This window comes from Litoribacter ruber (assembly GCF_018500185.1).
Lineage (GTDB): Bacteria > Bacteroidota > Bacteroidia > Cytophagales > Cyclobacteriaceae > Litoribacter > Litoribacter ruber.
Genome location: NZ_JAHBGI010000007.1, coordinates 100846 through 119014 on the forward strand (window position 1 = coordinate 100846; position 18169 = coordinate 119014).

Genomic DNA, 18169 nt, shown 5'->3' on the forward strand with positions numbered 1-18169 from the left:
TAGGGTTGCTCAGTATTTGGTGTAAATAGCAATTTAAATACTTTTTAAATTGCTATTTTTATGTTTTAAAGAAGTTTTTTAATATGAAGAAAATCACGCTCTTATATGATGAATTAGAAAGTGAAACTGTTGAAGATAAAATTCTGCCCGCATTTGGGCATCATTTAAAACTTAAAATCCCTTTCAAGACCGATCTGACGATTGAAATTGAAAGAGATGAACTGGTGGTAACTTATCTTTCAGATACACAGCTGAAGGAGTTTCTTCCCATTGCTATCGAAAAAGGATGGTGCTTGGGTTTTCTACCACATCCAGACATGCCTAACGCTCTTCAGGGAATGGGTGTAGACTCGAAGCTGTCAGAAGCCCTTGACCACATCTTAGAAAGTGAGACCACTATGAAGATTGATGTGTTGATGGCCAACGGGCTGCCAGTTTTCAACACCTTGGTAGCCGGCGAATCCATTAGCCTTATTTCAGGGGCCATGGAAGAGTCCCAATGGAGAGTGCGATGGGAGAAAGTAAAAAGCTTTTTTCGACTTTTCAAAAACCTGAGGGCCCAAAATTATATCATAAGAGTAGAGGATGATAAAGAGGGTAGGGAGGAAATTGATACAGCCGCCTTAGGAGTAATTACGGTTTTGCATAGAAAAAGTGCCTTGCTTACCCGAAAGGTTTTGGAAGAATCATTTATTAATGACGGCATGATGCATGTGCTGATTTTGGCACCGAGGAGCCTTTTCGGCCTTATTGACTTTGGGATCAAAAGTTTTTTGAGGACCGCTAAGTCAAAAGTATTGCCTCCCCATGTGTCCCATATCAAAACAACCAAGATCATCTTGGAAAGCCCAGAGCCCATCAACTATTCAGCAGATGATAAGCTGATGAGTGCCAAAGGGATTGAGCTGGAAGTGCTTCCCAAAATATTAAATATTGTCCCTGGTAAGCACTTGTTGGTAACTGACGAAGTCAAGAACAATGAAGTTTTCAAGGTTCATAAGTTGCCCAAAGGGGAAATCAAGGAAGGTTTGTTGGCGCACCCCTTGCCATTAATCGACCACGCCAGTACGGAGGAATTTAAATGGCTTTTTACCATTTTGAGGGAAAATGCCAAAGCGAGTTCCAGTTACAAGGTGCTGATGGTGCTTTCCACACTAATTGCAACTTTTGGTCTTTTTGGAAACTCAAGTCCTGTTATTATCGGGGCGATGATCTTGGCCCCTCTCATGTCACCTATTATATCCCTTTCCATGGGAGTGTTGAGGCAGAATGAGCCCCTGATCAAGGAGAGCTTGAAAGCCATCATCATCGGGATGCTATTGGGATATCTATGTGCGCTGATTATTACCTGGATGACTCCGCTTAATGTCTACAACAATGAAATAACCTCCCGCATCAGGCCAAACCTTTTGGACTTGGGCATAGCTGTGGGTTCGGGTGTGGCCGGGGCCTATGCCCATGCCAAACGGGAAGTAGCCAAAACGCTTGCTGGCGTAGCGATTGCCGTGGCCTTGGTGCCTCCATTGGCCGTGTCGGGGATAGGTCTCGGCTGGATGGATCTTACCGTGTTTATCGGGGCATTTTTATTGTTAGTGACTAACTTGGCAGGGATGGTTTTGGCCGCTGCTCTTACCTTTCTGCTTTTGGGCTACAGCCCGGTTAAGCTTGCTCGAAAGGGATTATTGATTTCCCTAATAATCGTGATGACCATTAGTGCGCCACTGGCCTTTGGCTTTAACCAAATGGTAAAAGAAAACCGGATCATCCAGAAACTTAGCGGGCATGAGATTGATGGTAAAGTGCTGAGGGAGGTCAATGTACGGTCAATTGATCCCTTGAAGATTAGTTTAAGGGTGGTTTCCGATACTCCTTTGGATGAGACAGAACTTGCTCAGCTAAAGGAGGACATTGAGAGATACTTGGATGCAGAAATAGAGCTTGAGGTTGCTGTGGGCATAATTCTTTAACCGAAAGTATGAGAGTCTGAAATATAATGTATCTTTCGGCAGAATTTTGAACTTGATAATGATGAAATTGTCATATAAAATAAACCTGATACTTTTAATACTTCTTTTGGGAGTGGGAGACTTTGCCTTTGCACAAGAGGATGAATACGAGCTCCGTTATAAGCTAAAGTCCAAGCAGCAATACTCCCTCAATGTTGTCTCTCAGCAGGTGATTGAGCAGGATCTGGACGGTATGGCCCAGACTATTCATAACCTGTTTCAGAGCGATTTGGATATTTCGGTGGACAGGGTGATCAAAGATACCATTGGACTTTCTATTAAGTATAGAAATCTTCATTTAGAGGTGCAGGGACCTATGGGAGAGGAAATGGTGCTCAGCAGTGAGGGTAACATGCAGGATCCTATCAATCAATTGATGCGTAAAATGATCAACCAGCCGGTGCAGGTGGTCATTAGTCCCCGCGGTGAGGTTTTAGATGTGGCTGGGGTAGATGAGATGATGGATAGCGTTATGATTGGGCTTGAAGAGCTGGATGAATCGCAGAAGCAAAGCCTGAAAGCAAGTTTGGACAATCAATTTGGAAAGGAAAATTTTAAGACATCCTTATTGTCAGGCCTGATTATTTATCCGGAAAATCCTGTGAAGGTAGGAGAGGAGTGGACATGCTCTAGGGAAGAGTTTGCCACCGTTCCGGTGGTGACGGAAACTTCTTGGACACTGAATAGGGTAAGAAGAGGGCTGGCTGAACTGACAGGGACTTCACAGCTCACTGGACTAGAAAAGAATGTAAATGATGAAGTCAAAATGGAAGGGACGCAAGAAATAACCGCCAGTGTCGACCTTTCTACAGGTCTAATGACGGAGTCGAATCAACAATCCGAAATTATTGGTGTAATGATCTTGCCCCCGAATGAATATTTTGATGAGCCGGTTGAGATACCACTCTTGATCAAAACGGTGACCAGAACAAGATTAAACAAAAAATGAGGCTGGAAGGCCTCATTTTTTGTTTTAGTTAGATTCACCTCTAAGTTTGAATACCGCACCTTCCAATTCCTGGCTAATCCTTACCTGACAGGCAAGGCGGCTGGTTGGGGTAGGATTTGGCAGGTTATCAATTTGGTCAAGCTCTAGGTCAGAGGCATCACCCAAACCATCCTTGCCGTCCAAAACTTCCACATGGCAGGTGGCGCAGAGTGCCATTCCGCCACAGGTAGCCAACACAGGGTAATCAGAGGCTTTTAAAACCTCCATCAAACTCAAGCCCATGTCGTCTGGAGCTTCGATGGGGTGACGGGTGCCGTCTTCGTGTTCTACATGAAAAGTTACCATAGCTATATTAGAATGAGTTCACACCGTTTACGGTGGTGTATTTAAAGCTTAATTTTTGATCTGGGTAAACATACTTAAAAGCGCTGTGCATCATGATGGCTGCTTCGTGGAACCCGCAAAGAATCAGCTTCAGCTTACCCTCATAAGTGTTGATATCGCCGATGGCATAAATTCTTTCCACACCAGTGGAATAATCGCGCGTATCCACCTCGATAGCATTTTTGTCGATAGTCAATCCCCAGTCTGCTATCGGGCCCAGCTTGGGGCTCAATCCAAACAATGGGATTAGGTAATCCGTGTTGAGTACTATTTCCTCTTTGGATTTATTTTCAAGGATGATGCTGTCTAATTTGCCATTACCGCCGAGCGACTTCAGGTTTGCGCTTAGGATAAGGTCAATTTTGCCGTTGTTGGCAAGGTCAAACACTTTGGAAGCTGAATCCGGAGCTCCTCTGAAGGTCTCGTTTCTGTGTACCAAGGTCACTCTTTCGGCAACGTCGGCAAGGAAAATAGTCCAATCCAAGGCAGAGTCTCCTCCACCTGCAAGCACTACTTTTTTGTCCCTGAACATCTCGGGATTCTTCACCATGTAAGTGATTCCTTTGCCCTCAAATTTTTCCAGGTTTTCCAATACTGGCTTTCTAGGCTCAAAGCAACCAAGACCGCCTGCGATCACAATTACTTGTGCATGTACCTTGGTCTTGTCATTGGTAGTCAACACATAGGAGCCATCTTCCTGCTTGGTAATGTGATCCACGCGTTCGCCTAGGGAAAAGGTAGGGTTGAACGGCTTGATCTGCTCCATCAGATTATCTACTAGCTCCTGGGCCTTCACTTCCGGATAACCCGGTATATCATAGATCGGCTTTTGGGGATATATTTCAGACAGCTGCCCACCTACCTGCGGGAGGGCGTCAATCAAATGACAACGCATCTTCAGCAATCCTGCCTCAAATACTGCAAAAAGACCCACCGGGCCAGCTCCAATTATGCAAATGTCAGTAGTAATCATGATGTTGATTTTTTTTGAATAAACCCTAGCGGGCAAATTATGTTCGTACAAATATAGTTAGTATAACAACTATTTCCTCGGATAGGGTAAATTATCTATTCAAGGTTTTCATAAATAGTGTTGAGAATCCGTTTGAATTCCTGAAAATCCTTTTCGTCCAAATTCTCCCAAGCTTTTTCTCTGATCGAAACGATCTGGGGTCTGAGTTCCGACACCTTTGTTTTGCCATCCTCAGTTAGCAAAAGCTGAAAGCTTCGGCGGTCATTGGGGTGCGGAAGTCTTTCTACGTACCCTTTTTTACAGAGAATATCAATAATTCTGGTCAGGGTAGGGTGGTCTTTGAACACCAGCTGGGCCAGTTCGGTTTGGCTAAGCACGCCATTTTCAGAAAGGTTTTTAATGACCAACCACTGATCTACGGTCACGTCAAAATTGCCGTTTTTAAACTTCTGCTGGGCATACTGCTTCACCCGACGGGCAGTCCGGTCAAGTAGAAAGGAATATTTGCTAAATTGCTCGTATGTCATGCTAATAGTTAGTGTGACAAAGATAATTGGATTTTGATTTATTCTCCGATCGAAATTTGAAAATTATTGGAAATCATGATCTTAATTGTAAACAATCCTGTTTGAAATCGTATATACTATTAGTATATTTGTATGTTATGAAAACACTTTCTCTCAAACTTGATGATGACGTATTTGAGGATGTAGAGTACATCACCAAGCGTAAGAAAATAGCACGCAACCGCTATATCAATGAAGCTTTGGAGTTCTATAATGCATACCAAAAACGTCAAATTTTGGCCAAAAGAATTGCCTATGAGGCAGATTTGGTCAAAGAGGAGTCTATGAATGTTTTGAGGGATTTTGATAGCCTGATCGATGAGGATTAGGCAATTTGAAATCTGGATAGCCAATCTGAATCCACAAAAGGGCACCGAGCCGGGTAAGGTTCGGCCTGTCCTCGTGGTGCAAACCAACTTGCTCAACAGGATTGAATTCCCTTCCACTATTATCTGCCCTATTACCAGTAATGTTTTAAAAAATTACGAAGGTATTCTACGTGTTAATATAAAGGAGCCCATTGGCCGCCTGCAGAAGGAATCCGCAATATTGATTGATCAGGTACGGGCTATTGATAATGTAAGGTTGATAGAAAAACTTGGTGTACTGCCTGATAATTTGGCATTAAAAGTTAAAGAAAACCTGAAAATCGTAATGGATTTGGAATAGGTTAGAGGCCTGATTTTTTTAATTTTTGGATCACTTCGGAAATACTATTGAGTTGGTAAATGTGTCCCTGATGATCAAGAGTAAAGTCCTCTTCGGAGTTAATGATGATTTTTGTGGAGGAGTCTAGCCTTTCTAAATTTGCTTTTCTCAAAGCCAAGATCACCCACTTTCTCAATTCCATCACCCCGTCTATTACAACAGTTATCCTGTCAACGATTGGTTCAACTTTGCCCAGTTCTTTGCTGAATTGTAAAATGGCACTTGGTAGCAGAAGGTTGATCTTGTTTTTTAAAATTAAGTCCTCAGGACTTCCTGTAGACAATGGAGCGCCACACTGCATAATCCAAAATTGATCAGCTGTGTCGATTGCTATGTCCAGATCATGGGTGACTACCAGGATTGCTTTGTTTTGGCGCTGGGCAATTTCCCTTAATAGATGCATGACTTCATAGCGGTTTACCAGGTCCAGGTGAGCGGTGGGCTCATCTAGGATCATGAGCTCACCATCCTGGGCCAGCGCTCGGGCAATCATGACTTTTTGGAGCTGCCCATCACTAAGCTCGGAAAGCCTCCTGTCGTGTAAATACTGGGTATTGGTGACAGATATGGCATTTTCTACGATCATTTTATCAGCGGGGCTCAGCCTACCCAGCCATCCGGTATGTGGGGTTCGCCCCAGTCCCACCAGTTGCCCCACGGTTAAATTGGCGCTGCTTATCTTTTCCGTCAATACTACGGAAATCTTCCTTGCCAGACTTCTTTGGTCAAAACTTGAAAGGGCTTTTCCCTCCAAAAGAACATCACCTTCCAATGGAGGGTTTTGTCCATGAATGGCTTTTAATAGCGTAGATTTTCCCACTCCATTGGGCCCCAACAGACAGGTCAGCTCCCCGGCTTTTAATTCAAAGGAGATATTTTCAGCCACCACTGTTTCTTTTGGGCCTTTTCTGTATCCCAATTTTAGGTTGTTGGCTTTCAATATGGTTTTTAAATCACTCAAAACTCCTTGCTAAAATTCCTTCTTAAAATTAACCAAATTACCATGGGTGCCCCAATCAAGGATGTCACCGAGTTGATGGGCAGGGTTTGGGCCGAAGAGGGCATCTGGCTGATGGCGTCACACAACAGCAAAACAGCAGCACCAATAATGGCTGAGGCGGGAAAAAGGATCCTGTGATCGCTAGTTTTGAAAACCAGCCTTGCCATATGCGGTACCGCAATGCCGATAAAAGCAATTGGCCCGCAGAAAGCGGTAGTCGCTCCAGCAAGGATTCCCGTGCTAATGACCATGGCCCATCGTAACCTGTGAATATTTACGCCCATGCTCTCTGCATAAGTTTCCCCCAACAGCATGGCATTGTAGGATTTGAGAAAAATGAGGATGGGGATCGCCCCAACTATTAAAGTGAGCAGGAATACCTTTAATTGGGAATAATCCATACTTCCAAGGCTGCCCATAGACCATATCGTAAAAGTTTTGAGCTGCTCGGCATCACTGAAATAGGCCAGTACACTTATAATTGCTGATGTGGCGCTTCCAAACATCAAACCCACGATCAGCAAAGTCATGCTGTCCTTTACTTTCCAGGCAGTCAAGCTCATCAGCAACAAAACAGAAATTGCTCCGACAGTAGCTGAAATGATGGTGGCCCAAACTCCCACGCCGCTTCCGAATAATGTCAAGCCGAAAGCGGAACCGGCCATTACCATGATTGCCACACCGAGCCCGGCCCCTGAGCTGATGCCCAGTACAAAAGGTCCTGCCAGTGGGTTCCTAAAGAAAGTCTGCATCTGCAGCCCGCTGATAGACAATCCAATTCCCGCCAGTATGGCTGTATAGGCCTTGGGAATCCTGTAGGTTTTGATGATGGTTTCCCAGCTGGATCTGCTGAATTCTCCGCTCCATATCCCTTTGAAAATCTCATCCATCGGAATAAAGACTGACCCGATACTGATATTCAGTAGGAAGAGAACTGCTATCAGAAGCAATCCTGATAAAATCAAGAGAGTGGAGGAGAGGCTTTTATCCATTTATTTTGGTATAAAAATACAACTGATAATCTGGCAAAAGTTCCGGATGGAATATTTTGATCAGGTCTTTTAAAATCAAATCCGGACGCATATAGCCAAGTTCGAAATACTCCACCCCTCCGGTTTCCCCTTTTTTGAGCGTGTAGGTGAAGACTTTTTTCTCCTGCACAGGCCTCAGGTTTGCATATCTTTTATCCGCATTGATGATGTCATGCAATGATTTGAAGTCGGCGGCACCAATCCAAAATTCCGCTTCTTCTGCTTTTTCCAAGACGTACTCATAACTCAGCTGGGCGCTGCCGGTTCCCGACTGATCTTCAAAAATATATTGGCTGCCCGCTGCTTTCAAAAGTTTCGTGCCCCAAGAATCATTTCCTGGTGCATACCAGATGTCCTTGTACATTACCCCGCTCATCACCTTTGGGAATTCCGAACTGGGTAGGTTTTCGATGAGTTTTTCAGCCTTCAAATAATCCTTTTCAATGGACTGAAAAACCTCATTCGCTTTATCTAATTCACCCAAAAGGACTCCCGTGAACTTAATCCACTCCGCCCTACCCAAGGGGTTTTGTTCCACATACTCGCCGTTCAAAACAGCCGGGATGTTAGCAGATTGCAAAAGGTTGAGGTTTTTGATTTCATCACCCAGCGTGGAGATCATCACCCAGTCTGGCTCCAGATCAATGATCATTTCCACATTGCTCTGTGCCCCTCTACCCAAGTCGTTGACTTCCCCAGCTTTTATCTGCTTTCGTACATGGCTGGAGGAAATCAGGTCGAGGTTGGGAAAGCCGATGAGTTTTTGAGTGTGGCCAAGATAATCCAAATGCGGGATTTGGGTGGTGGAGGTCATCACTACCTTTTCAGCAGGCAGCCTCACGATGCTGTTAAAGTTTCCCGAGGGTATATCCGCATTTTCATCTTCTTGGATCAGGTATAAGTAGGGCTGGTGCTTATCAGGAAATGCCTGTAAAACCTCAATAACTTTATACCCCTCACCCTGATAGATTTTGAACCCCTTGGCATAATCCAAGGTGATTTCTTCCAGCTCGTCTAATGAAAATCTTTCTTCTGAAGGTTGACAGGATTGCAATCCCCATAACATAATCAGGGCGGCCATGGTCAATAAATTTATCCTGTTCAGTATAATCATGAGTAAAAGTTTTGAGTGCGGAAGAAAGCTTGGATGAGCTTGAATTCAAAAACAAATCTTCAAAGAATATTTTTCCAAAGCAATTTTTGCCTTACTTTTACAAATGAAATTGGTTCACGGTTGTCGTTTCTAGGCAATCGAGATTAATAGGGAATCCGGTTAAATTCCGGAGCTGTCCCCGCAACTGTAATCCCGATCTGAGTACTCAGATCAAGCTTTTGTTCTACTATACCATTGTACGCCTTGGTGTATGAGAAGGTCGGCAAAAGTCGGGAAAGCCAGGAGACCTGCCTTTTTCAGACAATTCAAAGCTTTCGGGTGAAAGGCTGAGGTGGATACCATTTCAAAATTAACCGCAAAGGATGCTGAGTTTCACAAAGCGAAATCTTAAGGGTTATTTTGATTTTCAGTTAAATCTCAATTTTACAACTTGATATGGCTTTGGATTAAATATTTGGTTTTGTTCCATATTTAATTCAAAAGGCATTGTATTTCCAAACACTTACCAAGGTTGTATTGGCAGCCTGCTTTTTATTGCTGGCAAATGTCTCTCAGGTCAGGGCGCAGGATGCGTTGGTGGATTTCTCCGCCGATACTGTTGCGTTGGAGGGGGTAGATGTGTTTGCCCCGGATTATCTTAAATATTCTCTGGGTCACACCGTCAAAAAATTGGCTAAAAACCACCTGCAGGAATTTCATGGGCAGGATTTGGGCGCTATGCTACAAAAGCGGACGGGGATATTTGTAAGGCAATACGGGCCCGGAATGCTGGCTTCCGTCACAATGCGGGGTGCCTCAGCTGGCCATACGGCCGTTTTTTGGAATGGACTTCCCATCAATAGCCCTTCTTTGGGACAAACCGATTTTTCAATCGTGCCGGTCAATGGAATCGACCAAGCAACCATTCATTTTGGGGGATCAGCGGCCCTTTATGGGACAGATGCCATCGGGGGATCCATACACCTGGACAGTGAGCTCCAATTCAATCAAGGCCACCAAGTGGAGATCCAACAGGGGGCGGGGAGTTTTGGGAGATTTAACAGCCAAGTAAAGTATGGGTATTCCACAGAAAAACTGGCTCTTCGGACCTCTATTTATCGAAACTCCGCCAAAAATGATTTCCCTTTCAGAAACAGGTCCAGGATAGGCCAGCCCATGGAGCGGCAGGTCAATGCAGCAGTGGAACAATATGGGGTCAATCAGGATCTGGGATGGAACCTGGGTGCCAATTCTCAAATCAAAACCAGTCTTTGGTGGAACTTAACGGACAGGGAACTTCAACCCTTGATGGGGTCCAATGCACGAGAGGTTCAGAAAGACCAGAATCTGCGATGGGCACTGGATTATTTGCTTTATGGCGAAAAATCTCTTTTCAATGTGAAAGTAGGTGTTATCCATGATGAAATGATATTTGACCGGACTTCCAGAAATTTGGTGACCCAGTATCTTGTCTCCACGGATTATGAAAAAAAGGTTTCCGATAGCTGGGAATCCAAAAGTGGGTTAAGGTATACCTTAATTGATGGAAACCTGAGCAGTTACCATGCTATGGACAATAGGTTGGAGGCATATCATAGCTCCAGTTTTCGGATCACCGAGAGGTTGAGTTCTTCGGTGAATATGCGCCAACTTATCTATGAAGGCAACTGGGCACCCTTCACGCCCTCAGTAAGCGGGACCTATAGTTTTGTCCAAAGTGAAACCCACCACCTTGCAGCCAACACCGCTATTTCCAGGAATTTCAAAGTACCCACGCTCAACGACCGTTTTTGGCAGCCCGGCGGAAATCCGGATTTGTTGCCAGAGGATAGTTGGAGTAGTGAAGTTGGGTTGATGCACAATTGGGAAGGTACTAGCACTCAGGTGGAAACCCGGGTGAATTATTACCGGATGAAGGTTGAAAATTGGATCATATGGTTGCCTACGGGTAATTTTTGGACGCCATCAAATATAAGAAATGTAAATAATCGGGGGGTGGAGGCTTTTTTTGAGGCAAATCAAAAAGTCGGACAGGGAACCGTCGGGCTTGACCTGAATTATGCCTATACCCGTGCCCAGATTTCCTCCGATGACAATGAGTCTACCATCGGCCGACAGTTACCCTACACCCCTCTTCACAAGAGAAATATACAATTGAGCTATAAATGGAAAGGTTTACGATTCTTTGCGGCTCAAACTTATGTAGACGAAAATTTTGTCACTACCGACAACAGTTTAGATATTCCTTCATACACTCTGTATGACCTCGGCGCTTCTTGGGAGGGACGGCTATTAGGACAGGCGCTTAGATTTCAGGGTCAAGTACACAACGTCCTTAATACAGAATACCAGGTGCTAAGGCAGCGGCCCATGCCAGGTAGAAATTATAATATTAATATCCATTTTAAATTTTAATTCATGAAAACCAATTTTAAAATCTCATTTGTCTTTTTGTGCAGTGCCCTAATTGCACTTGGTTCTTGTAACAACGATGCCGAAATCATCGAAAATGGCAATGTCCCATTTGGAGAAGGCATTTTTGTGGTGAATGAAGGCAACACCCAAACCAATACAGGCGAAATCACTTTTTTCAATCCCTCTACTGGAGATAAATCCCAAAATATTTTTTCCAAAGTGAATGACATGGATTTGGGTATCTATGTGCAGTCTATTCATGGGCATTTGAATAAAGGATACATTTCTGTTGACAACATGAACCGTCTATATGTGGTAAACCTGGATAATTTTGAACTGGAAGGAATAGTGGAGGAGATTGGGAAACCCCAAGGTTTTCTGGGACTGAATGAGCAAAAAGGGTATGTGTCGCTTTGGGGTGAGTCTGGAACCGGTACCGAAGTAGCGGTGATCAACCTTCAGGATTATACGGTCTCAAAAAGAATTACGGTAGGCACCGGCCCTAAAGAAATGCTTTTAAATGGCAATGATTTGATCGTATTGAATTCCGGTGGCTTCTCCAGCGCAAATAGCATCAGTATTATTAATACCCAAAACGATGAGGTGACCCAGACCATCACAGTGGGCGACAATCCAAACAGCTTAGTGTCTGATAGAAGCGGCAATATTTGGGTGCTCTGTGGGGGCAGGTACAAGTCAGATTGGAGCGGGCTGGAGACGCCTGGTCAGTTGCTTAAAATCAACGGATCCAATTATTCGATTGAAGAGGTTTTGGATTTTGAAAGCGAGTTTTCCCAACCGAGTAGGTTAAGAATAAATTCCGCGGGGGATGAATTGTATTTCACGTATGATGGACATGTCCGAAAACTGCCAATGGAAGGGGAACTAAGCCAGGGTGAAGTTCTCCTTAATAGAAGTTTTTATGGCTTTGCCTATAACCCTAACGATGGGATGCTTTACGGGACAGATCCTAGAGATTTCGCCTCATCGGGTTGGGTAATTCGATTTAGTCCCGAAGGAGTATTGCAAGACTCCATCCAGGCAGGAATTATTCCGAGTCAATTGCTCTTCAATTATTGAGGTTCATTTGAGGAAATATCTAGGAATGCCTGGGTATTTCCATTATTTTCAATTAAGAATAAACATTTGTTTCCACGGTAAAACTTACCTAGGTTTAGACTTTCAAGTGAATAGAATTTAATGCCCTACACCCAAAACGATAAACCCATTAAAGTATCTTTAAGCTGGTCCGGCGGAAAGGACAGTGCATTTGCACTGTGGAAGCTTCTCCGGGACAAACGGTATGAGGTTGTAAGCCTGCATACCACATTTAATGATGAAACGAAAAGGGTGGGGCTGCATGGAACTTCTGAGGACCTCATAGAAGAGCAAGCCAAATCAATTGGTATTCCCCTGGAAAAAATATTCTTTTCCAGCAGTGCAAGCAATGATGCGTATGAAAATGCGATGCGGGCTTTTTATGATAAAATCAAATCGGAAGGGGTTCACCATGTTGCCTACGGAGATATCATGCTGCAGGACCTACGGGACTACCGGGAAGAGCAGTTATCAAAGGAATCTATCAAAGGGATATTTCCCTTGTGGAGAAGAAGCACCGACCGGATTATTCAGGACTTTTTATATCAAGGTTTTAAAACTATCATCTGTGCTGCTGATGGTGAAAAAGTGGAACTCGAATGGGTTGGCCGGACACTGGATAAAAGTTTTTTAACATCCCTGCCATCTTTTGTGGATCCCTGTGGGGAAAATGGAGAGTATCATTCCTTTTGCTATGAAGGTCCCATTTTTAATAATCCACTTGCTACGAAAGTTACATCAGTTGTTCCAAAGTCTTATTCAGTAAAACTTGAAAGCGGAAAAGTAGAGAAGAGGTGGGTTTGGTTTGCTGAAATGGAGCTCGAAAGTTAATTTGATTCCTCCTCGATTTTTTTCATCTTCCTCTCAAAGTTTTCCAAGTTGTTGATAAATTTCTTTGAGGTCTTTTCCATTAAGGATTTGTTGACATCTTCATTGTAGAGAGGAGAGGCCTTGATCCTGTCGATGATCATCTCCAGCCAAGTTTCCCCATCATCGATCAAATCTGAATGAAACGCCTCAACAGTGAGATCCCTGGGCCCAGTAATTCCGGTGTGGCCGAGTTCCCTGAAATATTCCATCATGGTATTGAGGGCCATTTCATGAGTCAGTTCAAAAGATCGGATGATCTTATGCTCCAGCTTTTCCGAAAAACCCTTGCGCTTCAATTCATCCAGATAATCCTTCAGTTCTGCAAGGGCTTCTGAATAGTCTTGGAGTCTTTTATGCCAGTTTACCACAGGAGTTTTCATAGTCATTTAGGGTTTCAATAAAAATAGGGATTTATAAACAAGTCACCAAGAAAGTGCCTTTTTTAAAATAGGCACACCTCACCACATGGACAAGTAGCCCTTCAGTACAAGCTATATAAAGTAAGGTGTTGGTTCTGGTTCCATGGTGTTTGGCATTACAATACACCAGATATAAACGATTATTAAATATATCTGTAGCCAAAGTTAAACCAATAACGGACTGTTTTAACACTGGTTTAGCACTGGTTTAACATTGGTGTAGGACTTGATTAGGTGTAAAAAAACCTCCGCTTGAGGGAGGTTCAACCGGAGGTTTTCAAGGACTAGATCACCGAACGTTGTAGGACTGCATGAAGCGCTGCCCATTAGGGGAAACACCTTCCAGAAGTAGGCGGCCACTGTATTTTTCCAGGAATTCCCCGATTTCGGTTGGATCTGTTGCAGGCTCCTTGTTGATATGGGTGATGATGAAACCATTGGCCAGACCCAGTTCACGCAGGTATCCCCTGGTCATCCCAGTTATCTTGATGCCATGGTCAATATCAAGCCTGTCCCGTTCTATGGTATTGACTGCCTCCAGTCGCCCCCCTAGGATGTTGGAGCTGTAAAATTCCCTTTTGAGCACGCCGGTCCCGCCCTCAAGGTTCAGCAGGGTGACATTTGCAGAGTTTCTTCGGTTTTCGCGGATGTAATTGAATTTGATTTTGTCGCCAGGATAGAAATAGGAGATGGCCTCCTCAAAGCTGCCCTTTCCACTCACGTTGATGTCTTCGATCTGGAAAATGACATCATTTTTGCGCAGCCCGGCTCTTTCAGCGGCGCCGTTTCGCTGCACATGCGTCACGATCACCCCATCCATGGTCTGCAGGTTCATTTCCTCGGCAAGTTCAGGGGTGATTTCCACCACTTCCACTCCTGGCAGGGCTTTTTGTACTTCCCCAAACTTGATCAGGTCATTGGCCACTTTGATGGCAATGTCTACCGGAACTGCAAAGCCGTAGCCTGTGTAGGACCCCGTCCTAGAGAGGATGGCGGTATTGATACCCACAAGTTCTCCCTTGGTATTTACCAATGCCCCTCCGGAGTTGCCAGGGTTGATAGGAGCGTCGGTTTGGATAAAGGATTCCAGCGGGAAATCACCCCCTAGGATATTGATCTGCCTTTCTTTAGCGGAAACAATCCCCGCAGTTACGGTGGAAGTAAGGTTAAATGGGTTGCCAACGGCAATTACCCATTCCCCGATTCGGAGTTCCCGGCTGCTGCCCTGTGCGATTGCTGGCAGGTTTTCGGCTTCGATTTTAAGTACGGCGATGTCTGTGTTTTTATCGGTTCCGATAAGTTTAGCTTTATAAGTTCTTTTCTGGTGCACTACCTCGATGGTTTCTGCTCGGTCGATCACGTGGTTGTTGGTGACAATATAGCCATCACCGCTGATGATTACCCCCGATCCGGTGCTGACCCGCTGTGTGGGGCCGGTACCGAAAAAGTAATCGAACATACTGTTTCGACGTGGGTCTGAGCCCGAAAAGTTTTTGATAAAAACAACCGAGTTTTTGCTTCTTTCAGAAGCTTCCACAAAGGATACGGGAGGGTTGTAGTTAGCCGGTTCGTATAGTTCTGTTTTGCTTACCTGCTGGGAATAGTTTTCTGCAATGGGGTGATTGATCTGCAATTCTGCTTGAGGGGAAACTTGGCTGAAAAACCAGGCGCCCCCGATGCCGGAAAGAAAGGATACCACAACTATTTTGATGCTTTTCATAAACGTACTCGATAAATATTATACCTTATGTTGCCTTCATATACGCTAAAAGAAAAAGCCTTGGCTATCTTTTTGGAAAAAGAGTTTTAGGCCTGTTTTCGGTTTCAAATATAAATTACTAATCGGTGTCCTGCCGTTAAAAAGTGTCAAAAAACACAGGAAAAGTCTTTTAACCTTGTAAATTTGTTGGCATATTGGAAAACTTTTAGCTGGCAAATGCCATTTTAACTGCAATCAACTGAGTCCGAGAGATTAAGAATTACATGTCAGAAAAGAAAAGAGTAGCCATATTGGGCTCAACGGGAAGTATAGGAACTCAAGCGTTGGATGTGATTGAAAGCCATCCGGATAAATTTGAGGTAGAAGTCCTAACTGCCCAAAACAATGCAACACTCCTAATTGAACAAGCGATAAAATTCCAGCCAAATGCCGTGGTGATTGCCAATGAGCAGTTGTATGATGAGGTAAAGGAGGCTTTGTTCAGTCATGATATAAAAGTTTACGCAGGTAACGGTGCCCTGGCTCAAGTGGTGGAAATGGACAGCATCGATGTAGTACTTACCGCGCTGGTGGGATATTCAGGTCTGATGCCAACCATCAAGGCTATAGAAGCCGGGAAGAACATTGCCTTGGCCAACAAGGAGACCTTGGTGGTGGCAGGAGAGATGATCACCAAAATGGCTATGGAGAAAGGGGTGAATATCTACCCTGTGGATTCCGAGCACAGCGCCATTTTCCAATGCCTGGTTGGTGAATTTCACAACCCTATAGAAAAAATCATCTTAACGGCCTCAGGCGGGCCTTTTAGGGGAAGAGATAGGGAGTTTCTCAAGTATGTGACCAAGGAACAGGCGCTCAAGCATCCCAATTGGGACATGGGCGCCAAAATCACGATTGACTCGGCTTCCATGATGAACAAGGGGCTGGAAGTGATCGAAGCCAAGTGGCTTTTTGGGCTCAAGGCCGAGCAGATTGAAGTAGTCGTACACCCGCAATCTATAGTACATTCTTTGGTCCAATTTCGGGATGGATCAATAAAAGCGCAACTCGGGCTGCCCGATATGCGTATCCCCATACAATTCGCATTGAGTTACCCCGATAGATTTGACTCTACATTTCCGAGGTTTGATTTTCTGCAATATCCAAACCTTACGTTTGAGCAACCGGACTTGAAGACATTCAGGAACTTACAGCTTGCCTACGACGCCATGGAAAAGGGCGGAAACGCTCCCTGTGTGCTGAATGCCGCCAATGAGATTGTGGTTGCAGCTTTTTTGAAAAACGAAGTGGGCTTTTTGGAAATGTCGGATTTGATTGAGGAAACTTTACATGCGGTGGACTTTGTTAAAAATCCAACTTTGGAAGATTTTGTCGCCACTGACAAAACGTCAAGAATAAAAACTGAAGAATTAATCAAGAGTAAAGTATAAATAATGGATACATTGATCATGGCGGCCCAGTTATTACTGGGGCTGTCTATTTTGGTAGGATTGCATGAGTTGGGTCACTTGCTCACGGCAAAGATGTTTGGGATGCGGGTTGAGAAATTCTCCATTGGCTTTCCCCCAAAGATCATAGGTTTTAAGTACGGCGAAACTGAGTATTCCATCGGAGCAATCCCACTTGGGGGCTTTGTGAAGATCTCAGGGATGGTCGATGAATCCATGGATACCGATCAACTTGATTCCGAACCCCAACCTTGGGAGTTTCGTGCCAAGCCAGCCTGGCAGCGGCTTATCGTGATGCTGGGTGGTATCATTGTGAATGTGATTACGGGTATTGTGATCTTTACTTTCCTGATTTATGATCGAGGAGACACCTTCTATTCCCGCGACCAGGTTTTGGAGCACGGTATAGAGGCCCGTGCCATTGGTGAGGAAATCGGTTTCCAAGATGGCGATATTGTATTGGACATCAACGGACAGCCATATAAGCGATTTGATGATCTGAGCAGTGGAGAGGCTTTGTTGAGCAGCGGGGGATATTATACTGTTTTGCGTGATGGGCAGGAAGTGCGAGTAGAGATCCCAAGAGGTTTCATCAATTCCTTCTCTAATGAAGATGCACTCTCCAACTTTATCTCCTTGCGTTATCCAATGGAAGTCGGAGATGTGGTCAAAGGAAGCCCAGCCGACCAAATGGGTGTCAAACCAAAGGATAGAATAGTTGCGATTAATGATCAAGAAGTCGTTTATTTCAATGAAATTTCCAGTGCTCTCCAAAATCTTTCTTCAGGAGAGGCGAATTTCACAATCGATCGTGGAGGAGAGCTGATTACATTAAGTGGCTCGGTAAAATCTGATGGCACTATTGGCGTATATTTTAATCCACTATTGGAGCCAGTCAGAGAAAAGTATTCGTTTTTGGAATCCATCCCTAAAGGCACCGAAAGAGCATTTAGCGCGGTAATCATCAACGCGAAAGCTTTAGGTAGGATGTTTACCGGAGAGGTTTCTGCAAGAAACGTGAGCGGACCTATCGGGATGGCCAAAATTTACGGCAATACTTGGGATTGGGGTAAGTTTTGGGGTATCACTGGATTGATTTCCATGATTTTGGCCTTTATGAATCTCCTGCCGATTCCTGCCTTAGATGGCGGGCACGTCGTATTCCTTTTGTATGAAATGATCTCCGGTCAATCACCCTCTGAAAGGTTTCTGGAAAATGCGCAGAAAGTGGGAATGGTGCTGCTTTTGGCCCTGATGGTTTTCGCTATTGGAAACGATATTCTGAAGATTTTTACCGGTTGGTAAATTCCTATAAACTTTGAAAAATAAAAATGAGTTGAAGCCTTACTTCAGCTCATTTTTTTTATATAATTGTTTTTTTGAAGCAGCTCTTGAGTCAGTATTTTGGCCATTTACTGCCAATTTGTGTTTATTATAACATTGGCATATCCATTGAGTTTTATAGGGGAAATGCCCTAATCGGGAATTA

General features: G+C 44.2%; 17 protein-coding genes and 1 riboswitch. Of the genes, 9 read left to right on the forward strand and 8 right to left on the reverse strand.

All coding sequences use genetic code 11. The features are described from left to right. The first annotated feature begins 83 nt into the window (after positions 1 to 83). A complete protein-coding gene (locus tag KIH41_RS11525) occupies positions 84 to 1967 on the forward strand; it encodes a DUF389 domain-containing protein (protein ID WP_214162473.1) in 1884 nt (627 codons plus the stop codon). 58 nt (positions 1968 to 2025) lie between these two features. After that, entirely contained in the window at positions 2026 to 2955 is a 930-nt protein-coding gene (locus KIH41_RS11530; protein WP_214162474.1) for a DUF6263 family protein, read from the forward strand. 24 nt (positions 2956 to 2979) lie between these two features. Here the strand turns inward: KIH41_RS11530 and KIH41_RS11535 are convergent, their stop codons facing one another. The 3 genes from KIH41_RS11535 to KIH41_RS11545 all read right to left on the reverse strand — a co-directional run bounded on the left by KIH41_RS11535 (position 2980) and on the right by KIH41_RS11545 (position 4839). After that, the gene (locus KIH41_RS11535) at positions 2980 to 3300 is read right to left on the reverse strand and encodes a 2Fe-2S iron-sulfur cluster-binding protein (protein WP_213945790.1); all 321 of its coding nucleotides are present in this window, start codon (positions 3298 to 3300) and stop codon (positions 2980 to 2982) included. Positions 3301 to 3307: 7 nt separating this feature from the next. After that, positions 3308 to 4312 carry an NAD(P)/FAD-dependent oxidoreductase gene (locus KIH41_RS11540; RefSeq protein ID WP_213945789.1) on the reverse strand — a complete coding sequence of 335 codons (1005 nt, stop codon included), beginning with the start codon at positions 4310 to 4312 and terminating at the stop codon, positions 3308 to 3310. 95 nt (positions 4313 to 4407) lie between these two features. Then, positions 4408 to 4839, reverse strand: coding sequence for a MarR family winged helix-turn-helix transcriptional regulator (locus KIH41_RS11545; RefSeq protein WP_214162475.1), 432 nt, complete (start codon positions 4837 to 4839; stop codon positions 4408 to 4410). A 137-nt stretch (positions 4840 to 4976) separates the two neighbouring features. Here KIH41_RS11545 and KIH41_RS11550 point away from each other — a divergent pair, with 137 nt between their 5' ends. Next, positions 4977 to 5207 (forward strand): hypothetical protein, encoded by a 231-nt coding sequence (locus tag KIH41_RS11550; protein ID WP_213945787.1) that lies wholly within the window; start codon positions 4977 to 4979, stop codon positions 5205 to 5207. Continuing rightward, positions 5197 to 5547, forward strand: a complete 351-nt coding sequence (locus KIH41_RS11555) for a type II toxin-antitoxin system PemK/MazF family toxin (protein ID WP_214162476.1) — start codon at positions 5197 to 5199, stop codon at positions 5545 to 5547. The genes KIH41_RS11550 and KIH41_RS11555 overlap by 11 nt, the downstream gene beginning before the upstream one ends. Before the next feature lies 1 nt (position 5548). Here KIH41_RS11555 and KIH41_RS11560 read toward each other — a convergent pair whose 3' ends face one another. Genes KIH41_RS11560 through KIH41_RS11570 form a run of 3 tightly spaced genes read right to left on the reverse strand, consistent with a single transcriptional unit; the run spans position 5549 to position 8731 of the window. Then, positions 5549 to 6547 carry an ABC transporter ATP-binding protein gene (locus KIH41_RS11560; protein ID WP_214162477.1) on the reverse strand — a complete coding sequence of 333 codons (999 nt, stop codon included), beginning with the start codon at positions 6545 to 6547 and terminating at the stop codon, positions 5549 to 5551. After that, complete coding sequence (locus tag KIH41_RS11565; protein WP_214162478.1) at positions 6544 to 7578, reverse strand: iron ABC transporter permease; 1035 nt, start codon at positions 7576 to 7578, stop codon at positions 6544 to 6546. Before KIH41_RS11565 ends, KIH41_RS11560 begins: the two co-directional genes overlap by 4 nt. Beyond that, the gene (locus KIH41_RS11570; protein WP_246539097.1) at positions 7571 to 8731 is read right to left on the reverse strand and encodes an ABC transporter substrate-binding protein; all 1161 of its coding nucleotides are present in this window, start codon (positions 8729 to 8731) and stop codon (positions 7571 to 7573) included. Before KIH41_RS11570 ends, KIH41_RS11565 begins: the two co-directional genes overlap by 8 nt. Before the next feature lie 93 nt (positions 8732 to 8824). Next, positions 8825 to 9040: riboswitch (cobalamin riboswitch) on the forward strand. Positions 9041 to 9217: 177 nt separating this feature from the next. Between KIH41_RS11570 and KIH41_RS11575 the strand changes: the two genes are divergently transcribed. The 3 genes from KIH41_RS11575 to KIH41_RS11585 all read left to right on the forward strand — a co-directional run bounded on the left by KIH41_RS11575 (position 9218) and on the right by KIH41_RS11585 (position 13054). After that, entirely contained in the window at positions 9218 to 11125 is a 1908-nt protein-coding gene (locus KIH41_RS11575) for a TonB-dependent receptor (protein WP_246539098.1), read from the forward strand. A gap of 3 nt (positions 11126 to 11128) precedes the next feature. Then, entirely contained in the window at positions 11129 to 12205 is a 1077-nt protein-coding gene (locus KIH41_RS11580; RefSeq protein WP_214162479.1) for a DUF5074 domain-containing protein, read from the forward strand. Positions 12206 to 12325: 120 nt separating this feature from the next. Beyond that, complete coding sequence (locus tag KIH41_RS11585) at positions 12326 to 13054, forward strand: Dph6-related ATP pyrophosphatase (RefSeq protein ID WP_213945782.1); 729 nt, start codon at positions 12326 to 12328, stop codon at positions 13052 to 13054. Here KIH41_RS11585 and KIH41_RS11590 read toward each other — a convergent pair. Next, entirely contained in the window at positions 13051 to 13473 is a 423-nt protein-coding gene (locus KIH41_RS11590) for an HI0074 family nucleotidyltransferase substrate-binding subunit (protein WP_214162480.1), read from the reverse strand. The two genes, KIH41_RS11585 and KIH41_RS11590, sit on opposite strands and share 4 nt — an antisense overlap. Positions 13474 to 13801: 328 nt before the next feature. After that, complete coding sequence (locus tag KIH41_RS11595; protein WP_213945780.1) at positions 13802 to 15232, reverse strand: S1C family serine protease; 1431 nt, start codon at positions 15230 to 15232, stop codon at positions 13802 to 13804. A gap of 263 nt (positions 15233 to 15495) precedes the next feature. On the opposite strand from KIH41_RS11595, the gene KIH41_RS11600 reads away from it, so the two are divergent. Next, entirely contained in the window at positions 15496 to 16662 is a 1167-nt protein-coding gene (locus tag KIH41_RS11600) for a 1-deoxy-D-xylulose-5-phosphate reductoisomerase (RefSeq protein ID WP_213945779.1), read from the forward strand. 3 nt (positions 16663 to 16665) lie between these two features. Further along, on the forward strand, positions 16666 to 17985 hold the full coding sequence (gene rseP, locus KIH41_RS11605) for an RIP metalloprotease RseP (RefSeq protein ID WP_213945778.1): 1320 nt from the start codon (positions 16666 to 16668) through the stop codon (positions 17983 to 17985). Positions 17986 to 18169: the final 184 nt, after the last annotated feature.